The sequence below is a fragment of the Labrenzia sp. 5N genome, from assembly GCF_012395805.1.
Taxonomy (GTDB): domain Bacteria; phylum Pseudomonadota; class Alphaproteobacteria; order Rhizobiales; family Stappiaceae; genus Roseibium; species Roseibium algicola.
On record NZ_JAAZTM010000003.1, the window covers coordinates 1 to 17,634 of the forward strand.

Here is a 17,634-nt window from a genome sequence, read left to right on the forward strand (position 1 = left end):
CCGGAAAAGCCGCCGGAGGAACCCGACGATCCGGAGCTGGAGGATTTCGGAGCTGGCAGAGACGACTGGAAGGAGCCAGCCATGGAACTTGCCGTCCGGCCGAGGCTGTCGGACACGTGCCGGGCATCGAAGTGATTGCCGGAGTACCAGCCCGGATGGTAGCTGGCGGCCGCAGCCGCCCCGGCAGCGGTTGTCAGCCAGGCCTCGAAGGCCTTTGCCCAGGGCTTTTCGACGCCAAGCGCAACGGCGTAGGGCAAAAGCTCCTCGAAATGATCCGTGCTCATATCCGGAAGCTTTTCCATATTGAGCCGCTCCTTTTCCGCCACGCTCAGATACATCCGAAGACCCTCGATTTCATCGAGAGCCTGGCGGCCGATTGCCGTCGGTGCGCCGATCAGGAAAAAGAACAGGATGTTGAGGGCAACCAGCGCCACCGCGATGAACGGCAGAACAGGCAAGGAATCCACACCGCCATTCACATGGAAGGCACCGAAAGCTGCCCCTGATATTGCGAGACCAAAGACTATGAAGATCAGCGCCATACGCAGTTTCATGCTGGCGAAGCGGAAGATGGCCCTCCCCAGATTGACTGAAATGACGGTCGCAAAAACGGAAAAGACCAGAAAGACGATGACGAACCCTTCCTGACCCGGCTGCAGTCCACCGAAAGCCAGCAGCGCGACAATGGTAACCAGGCTTAGTATGAACCCGGGAATGAGATAGCCCCTGTTCGCCCTGAAAAAGACGTTTCGGCTCTCCCGCTCGATAGCCGCCCGGAATTTTTTCCCCAGCGCCTGGATAGAGGTGCCGTTGTCCTTGTTGAGGGTCAACGGACTCCCCCGTCCGCTTAGCCAGTCCTCAAGCGCAGCTTCGCCCCTGGGCAGCCCGAAGCCCGGGATCTGACCTTCCCGTCCTTTCCGGTTCAGAACCAGAGTTGTATCGCCATCCGTCTCTTCAAGTCGCAAGCGTTTCTTGACCGCGAGGTTGAGGCAGGCTGCAGACAGGGCCACCCAGCCACCATCCCCGAATCCTCGGTTGACAATGTATTTGGCAAGAGCCGGCGAGATGCCGGAAGGCGGTGAAAACCTCGGGAAAACAACACCTTCAGAAGGATCCCGGCCAACCATCCACCAGGCTGCGAAATAATAAAGCAGCACCAGCAGCACCCCGGCTCCTCCGATCAGCTCCGATCTGTAGTCCTCGACGAAATACTCCAGCTGTTCGGCTTCCGTAGGCGCTGCAATTGCGCCTTTCGGAAGGCTGACGTTGATCGACAAGCCTTCGTAGGCCCCCAGAACCTCGGTTGTCCGGAAGATAATCTCAGAACCACCCTGGGCGCTCTGTGCCTCAAAGGCATTTCCGGTTTCGCCATAGCCGCCCGTATAGGCCGTCCATGCGCTGGCTTTCACCCCTTCCGGCAAAACGACCCGCGCGATGGCCTCATCAACGGGGAAGATCCATTCGTTGCCGGTCGCGTTCCAATAGACCTCGTCATGGTCTTCAAAGAAACGGATTTGCCGATTGGTTTCATAGGTGAAGGTGTAGGTGTAGTTGCCCGGTGACAGGAAGGTGTTCTCGTCCCCCACATAGATCCGCGCACCCTGGCTGTTCTCGTTGGTGTGGTAGGAGGCCGGAGCGCCGTCCTGCAGCACCGAGAGCAACTTGAAGCCGGCCTTGTAGATGCGCCCGTTTGCACCTTCCACCGCAAGCGGGATATCGCGGAAAATGCCCCGCTTGATCTGATCGCCTTCCGCACTGACGGTAATCGTTTCGGTAACCGTCAGCGTGCCATTGCTCGCAACGTCAATATCGGAAACGAACTTCAAGATGCGTTCGTCTGCTTGCGCGCAAAGTCCGGCAGTCAGCAGGACGAAGACGGCCAGGATGCCGGCGGAGATCCGGTTCAGCATTGCGCGCACCTCAGAACTGAACCTTGGGAACCGCGCGGTCAGCCTCGTCTTCGATTTCGAAGTACTCGGCCTTTTCGAACTTGAACTGGTTGGCAATCAGATTGGATGGGAAGCTCTCGACCGCAACATTCAGGTTCCGGACCGCGCCATTGTAATAACGGCGCGCCATCTGGATGGCGTTTTCGATCTCGTCCAGCGAATTGTGAAGGTCGGAAAAGTTCTGACTTGCCTTCAGGTCTGGATAGGCTTCCGCAACTGCAAACAGGCGACCGAGAGCATGACTGAGTTCTCCTTCTGCCTTTGCACGGCCTGCAACGTCGTCCTTCGGCACTGCCGAAACTTGCGCGCGCATGCTGGTCACGGCCTCGAGCGCTTCCTTTTCGTGCGAGGCGTAGCCTTTCACGGTCTCGACAAGGTTGGGAATGAGATTTGCCCGCCGCTTGAGCTGGACATCGATGCCGCTCCAGCCCTCCTCGACCATCTGCCGTTTCTTGACAAGTCCGTTGTAAAGAACGATCGCAAAAACAGATAGCGCAACCAGCGCTGCAAGAAAGAACCAGGACAAGACAATCACCTCCAGAAAATGTGTTCTGGAAGCTAACCGGGAGGTGCTGACTTGTCATCTTCTTCAAGCGACCGACGCCTGAATTGAGTCATTCTGTAATCTTCGACACAGGATTGCAGATAAGCTTGGGCAAGCTTGCCTGAAACGCCTGAACGAAAGGTCGGCCACCAATGTGCGTCTTGCAACTTTGCAGAATGATCCCGGTACTTGCGGTGCTGCTGTTGGTGCTGGCAACGCAAGAGGCCCATGCCTCGCTTGCTGACCAATATCGCTGTTCGAATGGCGATCTGGTCTTTCACGTCATCTTCAACCCGCAGGAACCGGGGCCCGCGACGCTTTCCGGACCTGTTGGCGGAAAGGCACATACGCAAGTCCTGCTTGACCCGGTTCCGGGCGCTTCGGGAGAAAGTTTCGAGCGGGGAAACACCCGGTTTTCCGGCAATCGACAGGCAAGCCACCTGGACATCGGCGACATGCGCTTCGCCTGTGAACTGGAGCCCGAGCCGGGCTCGGAACCCGAGTGAGCCTTCACAGGTTGCTGGTAGCGGTAAAATGAACAACCTGGATATTGCCTGACGAAAACGGGGCCAACCTGGCCCCGCATTCGATTGATCAAAAAGATCCGCCTCAAGCCGGAATGCGTTATTCCGCAGCCTGGTTGTGATAGCCGACACCGCCGGCTTCCGTTTCAAGGAAGGCAGCGCCGCAGGCCTTGGCCAGTTCGCGGACACGCAGGATATAGCTCTGGCGCTCGGTCACGGAGATGACGCCGCGCGCGTCGAGCAGGTTGAAGGCATGGCTGGCTTTGATGCACTGGTCATAGGCTGGCAGCACCACCTGATGGACATTGGCACCGGCAGCTTCACGAGCTTTCGCACCGGCTTCCAGCAGTGAACGGCATTCGGCTTCGGCATCCTTGAAATGGCGGAACAGCATTTCGGTGTCCGCGTGCTCGAAATTGTGCCGCGAGTATTCCTGCTCGGCCTGCAGGAAAACATCGCCATAGGTGACCTTGGCATCGCCTTCCATGCCGTTGTAGTTGAGGTCATAGACGTTATCGACGCCCTGAATATACATCGCCAGGCGCTCAAGGCCGTAGGTCAGCTCGCCGGAGACGGGCGAGCATTCAAAGCCTGCCACCTGCTGGAAATAGGTGAACTGGGAGACTTCCATGCCATCGCACCAGCATTCCCAGCCGAGGCCCCAGGCCCCCAGGGTCGGGCTTTCCCAGTCGTCTTCCACAAAGCGGATATCGTGCAGCTTCGGGTCAAGGCCGATCGCGTAGAGCGAATTCAGATAGAGCTCCTGAAGGTTTGCCGGTGACGGCTTCAGGATCACCTGGAACTGGTAGTAGTGCTGCAGACGGTTCGGGTTCTCACCATAACGGCCGTCGGTCGGGCGGCGCGACGGCTGCACATAGGCAGCCCGCCACGGACGCGGGCCGAGTGAACGCAGCGTGGTCGCCGGGTGGAACGTACCGGCGCCGACTTCCATGTCGTAAGGCTGAAGCACAACACAGCCCTGGTCGGCCCAGTAGCGCTGCAGGGTCAGGATCAGGCCTTGAAAGGAGTTTTCCGGCCGCATGTGCGCCGGCAGGGTTTCAGTCGACATGAAGATGTTCCGCGAATATGGCTGTGCCCGGCGTGCACGTATCGCCGGTTTGGGCGACAGGTGCCACGATGTCGGGGCAAGGTCAAGGCGAAGCGGGCGTGGCGGTTTCAGATTGACGGAGCGCCGGCACCAAGGTATCCCTCGCACCGGCTTCAGAATGCCTGCCGCTCGCGGACGACAGTCACGGTGAAATTCTGGTCTTCAAGACTTTCTGTTCCCCACGCATTTCGCGCTGGTGGCAATGCGAGCCCCTCCTTCCCGATCGAAATGCCCATTGATGGAGAACGGAATGTCTTCCGACATATCCCGGCCCAACGCCTATACGCATGGGCCAATCCTTCCGACCCTGGCCAGAACCGCCTTGCCCATCATCCTGGTGATGAGCATGAACGGGTTGCTGACCGTGGTCGATGCCATATTCCTCGGCCTTTTCGTCGGGCCGGATGCCCTCAGCGCCGTCACGCTGATGTTTCCTGCCTATATGCTGCTTGCGGCGTTGGCGACACTTGTTGCCAGCGGCATGTCCAGCGTGCTCGCCCGCAAACTCGGAGCCGGCCTTCGTGCCGAAGCCGAAGCGGTTTTTGCCGGTGCCCACGGCCTGGCACTTGCCATCGCTGGCATCGTGATCGCCCTCTTCCTGGGTGTAGGTGACGGCCTCACCCGGGCCGCCGCTGACGGTTCAGTGGAGATTGCCGGTATGAGCCATACCTACATGGCCATCACGGTTGCCTTCACACCACTGATGTTCGTGCTGTCGGTAAATGCTGACGCGCTGCGCAACGAAGGCCTCGCGGTTGTAATGGCAGGCTTCAGCCTGCTTGTTTCGCTGGCCAACATCGCCTTCGATTATCTGCTGATCGCGGTCTACGATTACGGTGTTGCCGGTAGTGCGGCCGGAACCGTGCTGGCACAGGCGATGGCGCTTGCAATCATGCTGGGTCTAAGACTGAGCGGGAAAACGGAATTGTCACCGTCCGCGCTCCTGCGATATCCGCTGACATCTTTCTGGCGCGATATCCTGATGCTTGGTGCACCTCAGAGCCTCAGCTTCATCGGCATCGCGCTGGGCTCCGCCGCAACCATCGCCGCACTGCAGACGGCCGGTGCCAGCGGTTACGAGGCAACGGTCGCCGCTTTCGGGATCGTTACCCGGGTCATGACCTTCTGCTATCTGCCTCTCCTGGGACTTGCCCAGGCGCTACAGTCCATGATCGGAAACAATATCGGGGCAGGTCTGTGGCATCGCTCGGACAGCACCTTGCGGGCTGGCCTGGTTGTGGCCCTTGTCTACTGCGGCCTTGCGGAACTCGTGCTCACGCTGTTCTCACACCAGGTCGGTTTCGCATTTGTCGACGATCCAGGCGTGGCGGCGGAAGTCGGCCGGATCCTTCCGGTGATAATGGCGCTCTACTTTGTCGCGGGGCCGCTGTTCATGGTTGCGACCTACTTTCAGGCGCTCGGAGATGCGGCTCGGGCAGCTCTGCTGAGCCTCGCCAAACCCTATGCTTTCTTTCTGCCGCTGGTGTTCCTGATGCCGGTCTATTTCGGAGAGGGCGGCATCTGGCTGTCCAGTCCGCTGGCGGAACTGATGCTGCTGGTGGTGACGCTGGTCCTGCTCGGTATTACCGCGCGCACCGGGACAGCGCGCTGGGGACTTTTCCGGGCGGTACCGGCAAATTGAAACCGCTGAAACAAAGCACCTGACGGCGGGCGGGCAAACTGCCCGCCGTTGCGTCAGGCTTGCGGACGGTACTTGCCGCTGACCGGGTCAAGCACAAGCTTGGCACCGCGGCCATTGGGATCGGCTTTTGCAGCTGCCCTGGAAATCTGGTTTTCAACCTCGGCCATCTTGCGCTTCACGCGCTGCACGATCCAGTAACCTCCCACGGCCAATGCGGCGACGCCTATCAATTCGGTCATGTTTTTTCCCCTTGCTCACCCGATTTTCACACAGGCATTGTGCCTTTTTAAAGGCCGTAGCGCATCCACATTGCCCGTTCCTCGACAGAGGAGATCAACTCCTCGCCGACCCCGTCCAGCAGTCGGCCCTTTGCAAGGCCGACACCAAGCCCGGCCTTGCGGCCAAAAAGGCCACGCGGTGCAGAAATCAATTTTGGCTCGGCCTTGTCACCGTACCGGTCCTTGATCACTTCGCGCAGGTCGCCGATCGCGTCGACCAACCCAAGCTGAACACCGGTGCGCCCGGTCCAGAACTTGCCCGTGAAAAGATCCGGATCATCTGCGAGCACGTCACCGCGACGCGATTTCACCATGTCGATGAAGGTCTCGTGGATCTCGAGCTGCAGGCTCTTGATGTATTCGATGTCTTCCGGCACTTCCGGCTGGAAGGGATCGAGGGTCACCTTCTTTTCACCTGCGGTATAAACGCGCCGATCAACGCCGATTTTCTTGATCATCTCCGTGAAGCCGAACCCGGCTGCAACCACACCGATCGAGCCGACGATGGACGACGGATCGACAAAGATCTCGTCCCCTGCGAGCGCAATCATGTAACCGCCGCTGGCAGCCACATCCTCAACGAAAACCAGAACGTCCTTCTCGTTTTCCTTGGCCAGGTCCCGGATCCGCTTGAAGATGAGCCTCGATTGAACGGGCGAGCCACCCGGCGAATTGACCATCAGGGCCACCGCCGGTGCTTTCTTCATCGAGAAGGCTTTTTCCAGGGGGATGGACGCGGTCGCCAGGGACAATCCGGACTTCAGCGGCCCACCGCCACCGATTGCCCCATGCAGGCGCACGACCGGAATGACAGGCTTATCGTTTCGAAAGGGTTTGGGAAGAAACCGGCGAAGGGATGAAATCACGCGCAATAGGCCCTGAAAGAGTTCACAAACTCCATCCGATATATGTACGCAAAGCCCGCTTGCAAAGACTCCAGGCCGTCAAAACCTTGTCGCACGGTTTAACGCGCCCAAGCGCTGTTCAACCACCGAAAGCGCTGATCTTCTTTTTGCGCTTGCGTTTCGGCTTTTCGTCTTCTTCTTTCATGCGCTCCAGAACGTCTTCCGGTTTGGGCTTGGGCGACGCTTCGAACGGCCAGGTGAGCCTGACACCGGCCTGGTTGTTCTTGCGCCAGACAATTTCTGCACTGATTGGCAGATCGAGACCGGGAATGGAGACCTCGATGTCATCGGGAAGTCGATCCAGCTTGTCGCCTTCCAGCCGGCATCCGGACCTGCTGGCATCAACGATCCGACATCTCATTGTTGCCGAATTGGTCTTGCCGCAAACGATTGCCGTGATCCAGACTTGCCGCCGGATCTCGCGGCGTTTTTCGCCTGACGCCTCTCGTTTGGTCCTAAAAGAAATTTGCGCTTGCTGATCGCCAAAGGCAATCACGGTCCCGCGGACCAGTTTGTCGAACCCGGCAAGGCGCAAGCCCACCTCCTCCTTCAGGAGGTCAACCCTGTCGGACGCAATCCAACAGCCGTTCTCTGTCAGATCATAGGCCGTTGCTTCGAAACACGACATGTCCGCCAAGTCGACGACGAGCGCCGAAATGCATTTGTCTGCATCCATCGTCATGACCGGTTGTTAAAATCACCCAGAGCGTTACACACTCAATGTTACAACCTGTAGTCTGAAATCCAAGTTAACGCAAGGTCACTTTTGATCTGAAAAAGAAGAAACGTTTGGATGATTGCAGGAAACCATGCAGTCCGAAGGCTATTGCGCTGCTTTTTCTGCCAGCTTCTGCTTGATCGCCAGAAAGTCACGCCAGGACAATCGCTTCTCAAGTGGACTGCGTAAAAGATACGCTGGATGGTAAGTGGCGATAGCCGAGATTTCCCTGCCCTTGCAGGGATAGGTCATCCAGCGCCCGCGCATCTTGCGGATGCCGTCCTGTACCCCGAGCAGGGTCTTGGCGGATGCCGCACCGAGAAAGACGAGCACGTCCGGATTGACCAGTTCGATCTGGCGCAGAATGAACGGCTTGCAGATCTCGGTTTCCTGCGGTGTCGGTGTCCGGTTGCCAGGTGGCCGCCAGGGAACCACGTTGGCGATATAGGCCGACGAGCGATCCAGACCGATCGCACCCAGCATTCTGTCCAGCAATTGGCCGGACCGGCCAACAAAAGGCAAGCCTTGAAGATCCTCGTCGCGGCCCGGCGCCTCGCCGACAAACATCAGCTTCGCCTGTGGATTGCCGTCGGCAAACACAAGCTTCTTGGCGGTCAGCTTGAGGTTGCAGCCGTCGAAACCGCCCAGGCAATTGCGCAGTTCCTCGAGAGTCGGGGCAGATGCCGCCAGATCCCGGGCTGCGGCGATTATCTCCCTGTCGGGCAAGACCGGCGCTTGCCCCGCAACTGCGGGCGGCACGGAAATCGTCTGGGGAGCAACGGGAGCTGCCGGAACCGGAGAGCCTGTCTGCCCCTGGAAATTGCCTGCCGGGGCCTGTTGCCGGGGCTGCTGAGCATGCGTGGGGGCTGTTGCCTGCTGACCGGCCAGCGCACGCTGCGCTGCCTGCGCACGCGTCAGCGCTACCCAATCGACGGGTTCGTCCTGAAGAAAACAATCGACACCCGCACCGGCATAAAAATCCAGCAGGGCTTCAAGGTGTCTCGGGTCGTTCGGGATCTGTTGCAAGAGGCTGCCTCCGGCGCGGAGTTTAACCGCCCCGATCATTTCTACAAGCATGCAGCGCCAGACCACTATCAATCCGGCCGGTTTTCCAAAGCCTGTGCACATTTTCGAAACTGCCGGGAATACCCATTAGTTACGTTTACGTAAACGTTAACTAAGCACTTGACGCCCTGCGCCTGCTTTGGTCTATCTGATGCCCAACTGAAGGAATAGCGGCGAAATTTCGCAATTGCCGATGAAAAATGTCGTGTTTTGCGCTGCAAAATGGGGCAAATAGGCGGTAAGGGCTAATAGGCGCTGCTTCCGAACGGACGCAGGTAAGTTGCTCTAACAATTGGGCATCAGCCGTTATCCATACGCTGGTTCACTTGATTTGAGCACCTGGCGGCGCAGAAGTTGCCCTTTGGGCGGAGGGAGAAAAAGATGAGCGAACAAGAAGCGCTTGGCGAACGCGAAAGCATGGATGTGGATGTTGTGATCGTAGGCGCAGGGCCCGCCGGTCTTGCAGCTGCGATCCGGCTGAAACAGATCGCCAACGACAAGGGCGAAGAGCTGAGCGTTGTCGTACTGGAAAAGGGATCCGAGGTCGGCGCGCATATTCTCTCCGGCGCCGTGATTGATCCGATCGCTCTCGACAAGCTGCTTCCGGAATGGCGCGAAGAAGACACGCCGATCAAGACGGCAGTAACCGACGACCACTTCCTCGTGCTGGGGCCGGCAGGTTCCATGCGTTTGCCGAACATGTTCATGCCGAAACTCATGAACAACCACGGCAATTACATCGTCTCGCTTGGCAATGTCTGCCGCTGGCTGGCCGAAAAGGCTGAAGCGCTCGGCGTTGAAATCTACCCGGGCTTTGCAGCTGCCGAGATCCTCTATGACGATAATGGCAACGTGGTTGGTGTTGCGACGGGCGACATGGGCATTGGCCGGGATGGCAAACCCAATGCCATGTTTACACGCGGCATGGAGCTGCGCGGCAAATACACCCTGATCGGTGAAGGCGCACGTGGCTCTCTGGCCAAGCAGCTGATCGAGAAATTCGACCTCGACAAGGACAGCGACGTGCCGAAATTCGGCATCGGCATCAAGGAGCTGTGGCAGATCGACCCGGAGAAGCACCGGCTTGGCCTGGTGCAGCATTCCTTCGGCTGGCCGCTTGACGGCAAGACCGGTGGCGGCTCGTTCCTCTATCACCTGGAAGACAACCAGGTCGCTGTCGGCTTCGTGGTTCACCTCAACTACGAAAACCCCTGGCTGTCGCCCTTTGACGAGTTCCAGCGTTTCAAGACGCACCCGGCGATCCGTGACACCTTCGAAGGCGGCAAGCGTATTTCCTATGGTGCCCGTGCCATTACCGAAGGCGGTTTCCAGTCCGTGCCGAAACTCTCATTCCCCGGCGGTCTGCTGATGGGTTGTTCCGCAGGCTTCGTCAACGTGCCGCGGATCAAGGGCTCCCACAATGCCATGCTGTCCGGCATGCTGGCGGCAGAAGAAGTCATGGCCGCAATCGGCCGCGGCGAAGCACACAACGAGCTGGCCAATTACGACACAGCCTGGCGCGAAAGCCCGATCGGCAAGGATCTCTGGCGTGTGCGCAACGCAAAGCCGCTGTGGTCCAAATTCGGCACCGCTATCGGTGTTGCCCTCGGCGGTCTCGACATGTGGACCAACGAGCTGTTCGGCTTCTCCTTCTTCGGCACAATGAAACACGGCAAGAAGGACGCCGACACCCTGAAGCCGGCCAAGGACTGCAAGAAGATCGACTATCCGAAGCCGGATGGTGTCGTTTCCTTCGACAAGCTGTCTTCGGTGTTCCTCTCCAACACCAACCATGAAGAAGATCAGCCGATCCATCTGAAGGTGAAGGACGAGGCACTGCAGAAGCGCTCGGAACACGATGTCTTTGCCGGTCCGTCCAACCGCTATTGCCCGGCTGGCGTATACGAATGGATCGAGGAAGGCGAAGATGCGCCGCGGTTCCAGATCAATGCGCAGAACTGCGTCCACTGCAAGACCTGCGATATCAAGGACCCGAACGGCAACATCAACTGGACCGTTCCGGAAGGCTCCGGTGGACCGAACTATCCGAACATGTAAGGTTCGCTGCCAAACTGGAAAACATTGAAAGCCACGGGGAAACCCGTGGTTTTTTTGTGCCTTGAAAAACGAACAGCACCGGAAAGGAAGCCTTCCCGGTGCTGCAGTCTTGCGGCCGATGGGTCGTAATCAGGCTGGCGTATGTGGGGGTCCAGCCTGTTGCGGTTGTCAAACACACGGACAAGGCCGAGTGGACATGCCACTCCGCTTGCTGCCGCGTGGTTGCCCGCGCCACAAGTTCGTACCCGTATTAACAACGGGCAATTCTTATGAGGTCGTTGGTCCCGATGGAGCCAGCGTGCACATTTATCCCAGAGATGATCTGGATTTTTTTCGGGTTTCGATTTGTTTAATTCTGTTAACCAAAACCGTGATGGCGCCGGAATAAACTCCCCCTACGGCAAGGTCAAATAAATAATGAGACGAATAAAAACTTGTTATGACTCCAAAAGACAAAATTATACCAACTGGTCAAAAAATGTCTGGAATACGCCTTAACTGAAAACACGGAGCCTGGAAAATAAGAGTTGTTCGAAAATACCGATCAATACATCGCGATATTTGACAGTATAACTATTGCCGGGTTTTTCCGTTTATAAACAATGTGATAAGGAACTTATCGACCTTCAGAGGGTATATAAATTTTTTCTATATAACAATAAATTAAGAAAATGAATTAGCCAATTCTTTGAAATCTAAGCGTTTATTTCAACCACTCAACCATCAACTCCATCTGAGGTTGTTCGTCAAATCCATCGCTATTTCACCAAAAACAAACTAACTAGCTGAAATTACTGATAAATCTATTTATCCACATACCAAATAGCGACCAGCTGGTTGTGATTGCAGTCTCGCGTTGGTTAATTTACTTTTACTTTCACGGGGCAAATTTGTAGCAAATCACCAAGATCTTGGTGACTTTCTACAAGTTCTTCGCGGAGTTCCCGCGGTTTTCCCGAAAGCTTAACGAGATCGAGCCGCGCAAGCGGTTGGATACCTTGTGGACAGGAAGACAGCAGGGTCATAACCAGCCGGCGGCGGTTCTGGTTCGGATCAGGCGGTTCATCCTCCAAATTCATTCAGCACTGTTTCAACAGTTCTGAAACCCATCGACCACAAGGTTCGGCACCGGGAAGGCCACTTCCCGGTGCAATTTTTTTCACATCACAATGAACTGCGACGTAACCCGTCAGTCGTCAGGCTGCATCTCTGCGTGTGTTCTGACGACGGCGACGCGGAGGACGACGGTTTTCGGACGCGTTGTCGTTGGCGCCGGAGGACGACTGCTTGCGGAACGGCTTCTTGCCGCCCGGCTTGCTGTTGCCATTCCGGTTTCCGCCGCGCTTTGCGCGCCCGGCAGCCGCGGACATCGGCGGAATTTCACCACCGGCAACCGTGATATCGATACCGATCAGCTTCTCGATCTGGCGGAAGAGACCGATTTCCTCCGGAGCACACAGGGCAATCGCCTCACCTTCCGCACCGGCGCGGGCCGTACGGCCAATTCGGTGAACGTAGGCTTCCGCAACTTCCGGCAGCTCGAAGTTATAAACGTGGCTGACACCCGGGATATCAATGCCGCGAGCGGCAACATCGGTTGCCACGAGCACGTTGATGGTGCCTTCCCGCAGATCCTTGATCGCGCGGTCACGCTGGTTCTGGCTCTTGTTACCATGGATCGAGCCAGCGGAAATTCCGGAATGCGCCAGCTTGCGCATCAGCCGTTCCGCACCGTGCTTTGTGCGGCAGAACACCAGCGACAGCCCGTCCGGCTTGTCACGAAGCTGATCAACCAGGAAGTCGCCCTTGTCGTTCTTGTCCATGAAATGAACTGACTGGGTAACCTTGTCAGCGGTCTTGCCGGCCGGAGCAACTTCGACCCTCTCCGGGTTGCGCAGATAGGACTGTGCCAGCTCGTTGATCTGCTTCGGCATGGTTGCGGAGAACAGCAAGGTCTGGCGCTTGTCGGCCACCAGGCCCGCGATCCGGCGCAGGGCATGAATGAAGCCCAGATCGAGCATCTGGTCGGCTTCGTCGAGCACCAGGTAGGAAGCGGTGCGCAGGTCGATCGCTTCACGATCTACCAGGTCCAGCAGCCGGCCCGGTGTTGCCACCAGAATGTCGGTGCCCTTTGAGAGCCGCTTGATCTGGCCATTGATGGACACACCACCGACAACGGAGGAAACCCGCAGCGGCGTATGCTTCAGGAAGGAAATCAGGTTCTTTGCGATCTGGTTCACCAGTTCGCGGGTCGGAGCCAGAATCAGCGCCCGTGTGCCCTTGGGAACCGCTCTTTTCTTCTCCAGGAGAAGCCGGTCGATCAACGGCAGGCCGAAAGCAGCCGTCTTGCCCGTACCCGTCTGTGCCAGACCCATGAGGTCCCGGCCTTCCAGGATCAACGGGATGGCTTTTTGCTGGATCGGTGTCGGAGCGTCATAGCCGTTTTCGGTAACGGCAGTCACAAGGCCATTGGAGAGTCCCAGGCTTTGAAAGTCGGTCAATATAAAATCCTTGGTTCAAGCGAAACAAACGCTTGTTAAGCCGCACGTCATTGACGGTGCGACTTGAAGTTGGAATGCGGCACAGCCGGCAGCCATCGCTACCCGGTCTCTCTGCCGCCAGACCCTCGCGTGAAATGGGAACTGGTTGAACCCCTCATTGGGTTCTTGAAGTGGCAACCCTCTTGCGACTGCCCGCCAAGAAACTTCTCTTGTCCGGGGCGCACTCTCTGCTCACGCGGCAGCGGTTGCAGTGCGGTATATCGTCGGGAACGGCCCTAATGTCAAGCAGAGAAGCCGCAAAAGCGCTTACAGCTCAAAAAGTTCGGCCTGCCTCAAGGTTGCAGCCGCAGCAACCGGCCATCGTCGCTGTCTGTCAGAACATAGACGTAGCCATCGGGGCCCTGCCGGACATCGCGTATCCGCTCGCCCAGATCCGTCAGCAGCTTTTCCTCGCCGACAACCGCTCCGCCGTCGAGGTCAACACGGGCAAGGTGCTGTCCGGCCAGCGCACCAACCAGCATGTCGCCCTTCCAGTCGGGATATCGGTCGCTGGTTACAAAGGCCATGCCGGACGGCGCGATGGAGGGATCCCAATAGTGAACCGGCTGTTCCATGCCTTCCTTCGACGTGCCTTGACCGATGGTTGCCCCGGAGTAATGGCGTCCGTAGGAAATCACCGGCCAGCCATAGTTCTTTCCGGCTTCGGGAATATTGATTTCGTCGCCGCCACGTGCCCCGTGTTCAACTGTCCACAAAACGCCGGTTTCAGGATGGATCGCAGCCGACTGCGGATTGCGATGACCATAGGACCAGATTTCCGGCTTGTAGCCTTCCTGCCCGATAAAGGGATTGTCCGGAGCAGGTTGACCGTCCCTCGCCAGACGCAACACCGATCCGGCGTGGTCCGAGGTATCCTGAGCACGCTCGCCGTCTCCCCGCTCACCGACGGTCATGAACAAGGTGCCATCGGGCGCAAAAACGAGGCGTGATCCGAAGTGGCGGCCTCCGTAGGCCTTGTTGTTGCCGGAAAAGATCGTCTCGCCATCTTCCAGCGCGAAGCCTCCCTCAAAGGCACCGGTAAGCTTCGCCCGGAACAGGGATGTACCGGCGCCCTCTGCCGATCCTTGGGAATAGGACAGAAAGACCGTCCGGTCGGTGGCAAAGTCCGGGCTGAGCGCCACGTCCAGCAGACCACCCTGTCCTTGTGCAAAGACTTCCGGAACACCGGTAACTTCGCTCTGCCTGCCGGATGCATCAATGTGCTTCACGGTCCCGTCGCGTTCCGTCACCAGGTAGCCCTCCTCCGGAAGGAAAGCGACGCTCCATGGGTAGGACAATCCCGTGGCAACGGTTTCCAGCTGAACCGCGGACTGGGCCATAGCGGCAGGGACAATCGGCAGGACGAGCGCTGCGGCCATTGCGGCCACGCCTGGAAGAAGATGCGAATTCAGGGTCATTGGGGCTCCACGGACGATCCATACTCCCTGATAGGTAGGAGACCGAACGGTCTGGAAAACCCGGCACGGTGCTAAAAATCGGAGCCCGGTTTCGTCGGCTCGTCCTGCAGCGCCTCGAGTCGTGCGGCGATTGTTCGCTTCTCGAAGGCCACGTTCCAGTCGATCAGCGTTCGCCAGACCGCTTCCGCCTGGGCGCCTTCCAGCCCCAATTCTTCCGCCCGGTCTTTCAGAGCAGCCACCATTGTTTCAATCCTCTGATGATCAAAGGCCTCATCAGGGTGCTGTTTCAGGTCCGCCATCCGCCGGACATAGCCCTGGCGACGGGCAAAGAGCTGCAGGAGTTCTTCGTCAAGCGCATCAATTGCGGTGCGGATATCCGTTTTGCTGACGCAGTCGGCTGGCTGTTTCACAAGGGTCATGGCAGGCCGTTTGAAAAATGGAAAAGCGGACCGGTTGTACCGGTCCGCCTTGTTCAACAGAAGGCGCGATTTGAAGCAGGACTAGCCGGCGGACCGGGTCTGTGCCTCGACGCTGGCAAGCGCCGACATGTTCACCACGCCGCGCGAGGTGACAGACGGTGTCAGGATATGCGCGGGCTTGGCCGTGCCCAGAAGGATCGGTCCGACATGAAGCGCCTGGGTCGAAACCTTCAGAAGGTTATGAGCAATGTTGGCCGCATCCAGGTTCGGGAACAGAAGCAGGTTGGCCTCGCCCTTCAACTTGCTGCCCGGCATCACCCGCTCACGCAGCTCCACGCTGAGCGCGCTGTCGCCGTGCATTTCGCCATCGACTTCCAGTTCCGGATAGCGCTTCCAGATCATCTCCAGCGCTTCGCGCATCTTGCGCGAGGACGCCGTGTCGCGAGAACCGAAGTTGGAAAGCGACAGCAGGGCGATCTTCGGCTCGATACCGAAGCGCCGGATTTCCTCAGCCGCGAGGTTGGCCATTTCGGAGATCTCTTCGGCGGTCGGGTCTTCCGTCACGAAGGTATCCGACAGGAATATGGCCCCTTGCGAGTTGATCAGCAGCGACATGGCCGAAAGGTCCCTGGCCGTCTCGCAAACGCCGATCACCTGCTTGATGTCCCGCAGATGGCGGATAAACCGGCCTTCCAGACCGCAAATGACCGCATCGGCATCGCCGCGGCGCACCGCAAGGGCGGAAATTACCGTGGTGTTGGTGCGCACGACCGTCCGCGCTGCATTGGGCGGCATGCCCTTGCGGCCGACACACTCGAAATATTCGTCGACATACTCACGGTAGCGCGGATCGTCCTGCGGGTTGACGAACTCGAAATCGACATCGGGACGAATGCGCAGGCCAAAGCGTTCGCAGCGTTGCTGCAGAACGTCCGGACGGCCAACCAGGATCGGCTTGGCGATATTGTCTTCGATCAGCACCTGAGCGGCACGAAGAACACGTTCGTCCTCGCCCTCGGCATAAATGATCCGCTGCGGGTCCTTGCTGGCGTTCTGGATGATCGGCTTCATGATGAGGCCGGACCGGAAGACAAAACGGTTCAGCCGGTCCAGATAGGCCGTGAAATCCTCGATCGGGCGCGTGGCGACACCTGTTGCCATGGCCGCCTTGGCAACAGCCGGTGCAATGCGCAGGATCAGGCGCTGATCGAACGGCGAAGGGATCAGGTAGTTCGGCCCGAAGGTTTCGGTCTTGCCGCCGTAGGCACGGGCGGCAACGTCGGACGGTTCCTCGCGCGCAAGGCCAGCAATTGCCTCGACGGCGGCCCGCTTCATTTCCTCGTTGATGGTGGTCGCCCCGACGTCGAGCGCACCCCGGAAGATGTAGGGGAAGCACAGGACGTTGTTGACCTGGTTCGGGTAGTCGGACCGTCCGGTACACATGACCACGTCGTCACGGACAGCCTTGGCGTCCTCCGGCATGATTTCCGGATTGGGGTTGGCGAGCGCCAGGATCAGCGGGCCCTTGCCCATCTTTTCCACCATGCCCGGCTTCAGCACGCCGGCAGCGGACAGCCCCAGGAAGACATCGGCGCCGTCGATTACCTGATCGAGCGACCTCAAATCCGTCTTCTGGGCAAAGACCGCCTTCCATTCGTCCATCAGCGCCTCGCGGCCTTCATAGACGACGCCTTCAATGTCGGTAACCCAGATGTTCTCCCGCTTCGCCCCCAGCGAGACGAGCATGTTGAGGCAGGCAAGCGCAGCCGCGCCCGCACCGGACGCCACAATCTTGGCTTCCTCGATCTTCTTGCCGGCAAGGTCCAGACCGTTGCGAACCGCGGCACCGACGATGATCGCCGTGCCATGCTGATCGTCGTGAAAGACCGGGATCTTCATACGTTCCCGGAGCTTCGATTCAATCATGAAGCATTCGGGCGCCTTGATGTCTTCCAGGTTGATACCGCCAAAGGTCGGCTCCAGAACCGAAACCGCATCGACGAATTTTTCAACGTCGGTCTGGGCCACCTCGATATCGAAGACGTCGATGCCGGCGAACTTCTTGAAGAGAACCGCCTTGCCTTCCATCACCGGCTTGGATGCCAGCGGACCGATGTTGCCGAGGCCGAGCACTGCCGTGCCGTTTGAGATGACGGCGACCAGATTGCCGCGCGAGGTGTAATTGGCTGCCAGTGCCGGATTGTCGGCAATCGCAAGGCACGGCGCGGCCACGCCGGGTGAATAGGCCAGCGCCAGGTCGCGCTGGTTGCCCAGCGGCTTGATTGCCTGGATCTCCAGTTTTCCCGGGCGCGGATGCTCGTGATAGAACAGGGCCGCTTCGGTCAGATCACTTCCGGTCTTGCTGCTGTCGCTCATGACGGTCCCTGTCTCCTGCCTCTTCCCTAAGGTCATATTGTTGTTCTGCAAAGCTCTGCGGCCTGTCCGCAAGGATGATCTGCAATTTCG

The 17,634-nt window shown here is 58.4% G+C and carries 14 protein-coding genes; 3 read left to right on the forward strand and 11 right to left on the reverse strand.

The features are described 5' to 3' along the window. Both HEP89_RS02580 and HEP89_RS02585 read right to left on the reverse strand, forming a co-directional pair. A partial coding sequence (locus HEP89_RS02580) for a DUF2207 domain-containing protein (protein WP_168691285.1) occupies window positions 1-1,910 on the reverse strand: 1,910 nt, incomplete at its 3' end. Between the two features lie 10 nt (window positions 1,911-1,920). Next, entirely contained in the window at window positions 1,921-2,481 is a 561-nt protein-coding gene (locus HEP89_RS02585) for a LemA family protein (protein WP_077293155.1), read from the reverse strand. A gap of 188 nt (window positions 2,482-2,669) precedes the next feature. Here HEP89_RS02585 and HEP89_RS02590 point away from each other — a divergent pair, with 188 nt between their 5' ends. Further along, entirely contained in the window at window positions 2,670-2,999 is a 330-nt protein-coding gene (locus HEP89_RS02590; protein WP_077290703.1) for a hypothetical protein, read from the forward strand. Between the two features lie 118 nt (window positions 3,000-3,117). Here HEP89_RS02590 and HEP89_RS02595 read toward each other — a convergent pair whose 3' ends face one another. Next, window positions 3,118-4,086, reverse strand: coding sequence for a glycine--tRNA ligase subunit alpha (locus HEP89_RS02595; RefSeq protein ID WP_055657898.1), 969 nt, complete (start codon window positions 4,084-4,086; stop codon window positions 3,118-3,120). A 289-nt stretch (window positions 4,087-4,375) separates the two neighbouring features. Between HEP89_RS02595 and HEP89_RS02600 the strand changes: the two genes are divergently transcribed. Next, a complete protein-coding gene (locus HEP89_RS02600) occupies window positions 4,376-5,767 on the forward strand; it encodes an MATE family efflux transporter (RefSeq protein WP_168691286.1) in 1,392 nt (463 codons plus the stop codon). A gap of 53 nt (window positions 5,768-5,820) precedes the next feature. Here the strand turns inward: HEP89_RS02600 and HEP89_RS02605 are convergent, their stop codons facing one another. From HEP89_RS02605 to HEP89_RS02620, 4 genes are all read right to left on the reverse strand, one after another. Continuing rightward, a complete protein-coding gene (locus HEP89_RS02605; protein ID WP_023001949.1) occupies window positions 5,821-6,006 on the reverse strand; it encodes a hypothetical protein in 186 nt (61 codons plus the stop codon). 47 nt (window positions 6,007-6,053) lie between these two features. Further along, entirely contained in the window at window positions 6,054-6,911 is an 858-nt protein-coding gene (locus HEP89_RS02610; RefSeq protein WP_077293156.1) for a S49 family peptidase, read from the reverse strand. A 118-nt stretch (window positions 6,912-7,029) separates the two neighbouring features. Further along, on the reverse strand, window positions 7,030-7,626 hold the full coding sequence (locus HEP89_RS02615; RefSeq protein ID WP_167579495.1) for a PilZ domain-containing protein: 597 nt from the start codon (window positions 7,624-7,626) through the stop codon (window positions 7,030-7,032). A 147-nt stretch (window positions 7,627-7,773) separates the two neighbouring features. Further along, the gene (locus HEP89_RS02620; protein WP_077293157.1) at window positions 7,774-8,733 is read right to left on the reverse strand and encodes a uracil-DNA glycosylase; all 960 of its coding nucleotides are present in this window, start codon (window positions 8,731-8,733) and stop codon (window positions 7,774-7,776) included. Between the two features lie 381 nt (window positions 8,734-9,114). On the opposite strand from HEP89_RS02620, the gene HEP89_RS02625 reads away from it, so the two are divergent. Next, the gene (locus HEP89_RS02625) at window positions 9,115-10,791 is read left to right on the forward strand and encodes an electron transfer flavoprotein-ubiquinone oxidoreductase (RefSeq protein WP_023001953.1); all 1,677 of its coding nucleotides are present in this window, start codon (window positions 9,115-9,117) and stop codon (window positions 10,789-10,791) included. 1,196 nt (window positions 10,792-11,987) lie between these two features. Here the strand turns inward: HEP89_RS02625 and HEP89_RS02630 are convergent. The 4 genes from HEP89_RS02630 to HEP89_RS02645 form a co-directional block, all read right to left on the reverse strand. After that, window positions 11,988-13,292, reverse strand: coding sequence for a DEAD/DEAH box helicase (locus HEP89_RS02630; protein WP_023001956.1), 1,305 nt, complete (start codon window positions 13,290-13,292; stop codon window positions 11,988-11,990). Between the two features lie 332 nt (window positions 13,293-13,624). Continuing rightward, window positions 13,625-14,749, reverse strand: a complete 1,125-nt coding sequence (locus HEP89_RS02635) for a PQQ-dependent sugar dehydrogenase (protein WP_209014420.1) — start codon at window positions 14,747-14,749, stop codon at window positions 13,625-13,627. 71 nt (window positions 14,750-14,820) lie between these two features. After that, window positions 14,821-15,168 carry a chorismate mutase gene (locus HEP89_RS02640; RefSeq protein ID WP_077293159.1) on the reverse strand — a complete coding sequence of 116 codons (348 nt, stop codon included), beginning with the start codon at window positions 15,166-15,168 and terminating at the stop codon, window positions 14,821-14,823. A gap of 81 nt (window positions 15,169-15,249) precedes the next feature. Next, window positions 15,250-17,544: an NADP-dependent malic enzyme gene (locus HEP89_RS02645; RefSeq protein WP_023001959.1), complete on the reverse strand. Its 2,295-nt coding sequence runs from the start codon at window positions 17,542-17,544 to the stop codon at window positions 15,250-15,252. Window positions 17,545-17,634 lie beyond the last annotated feature (90 nt).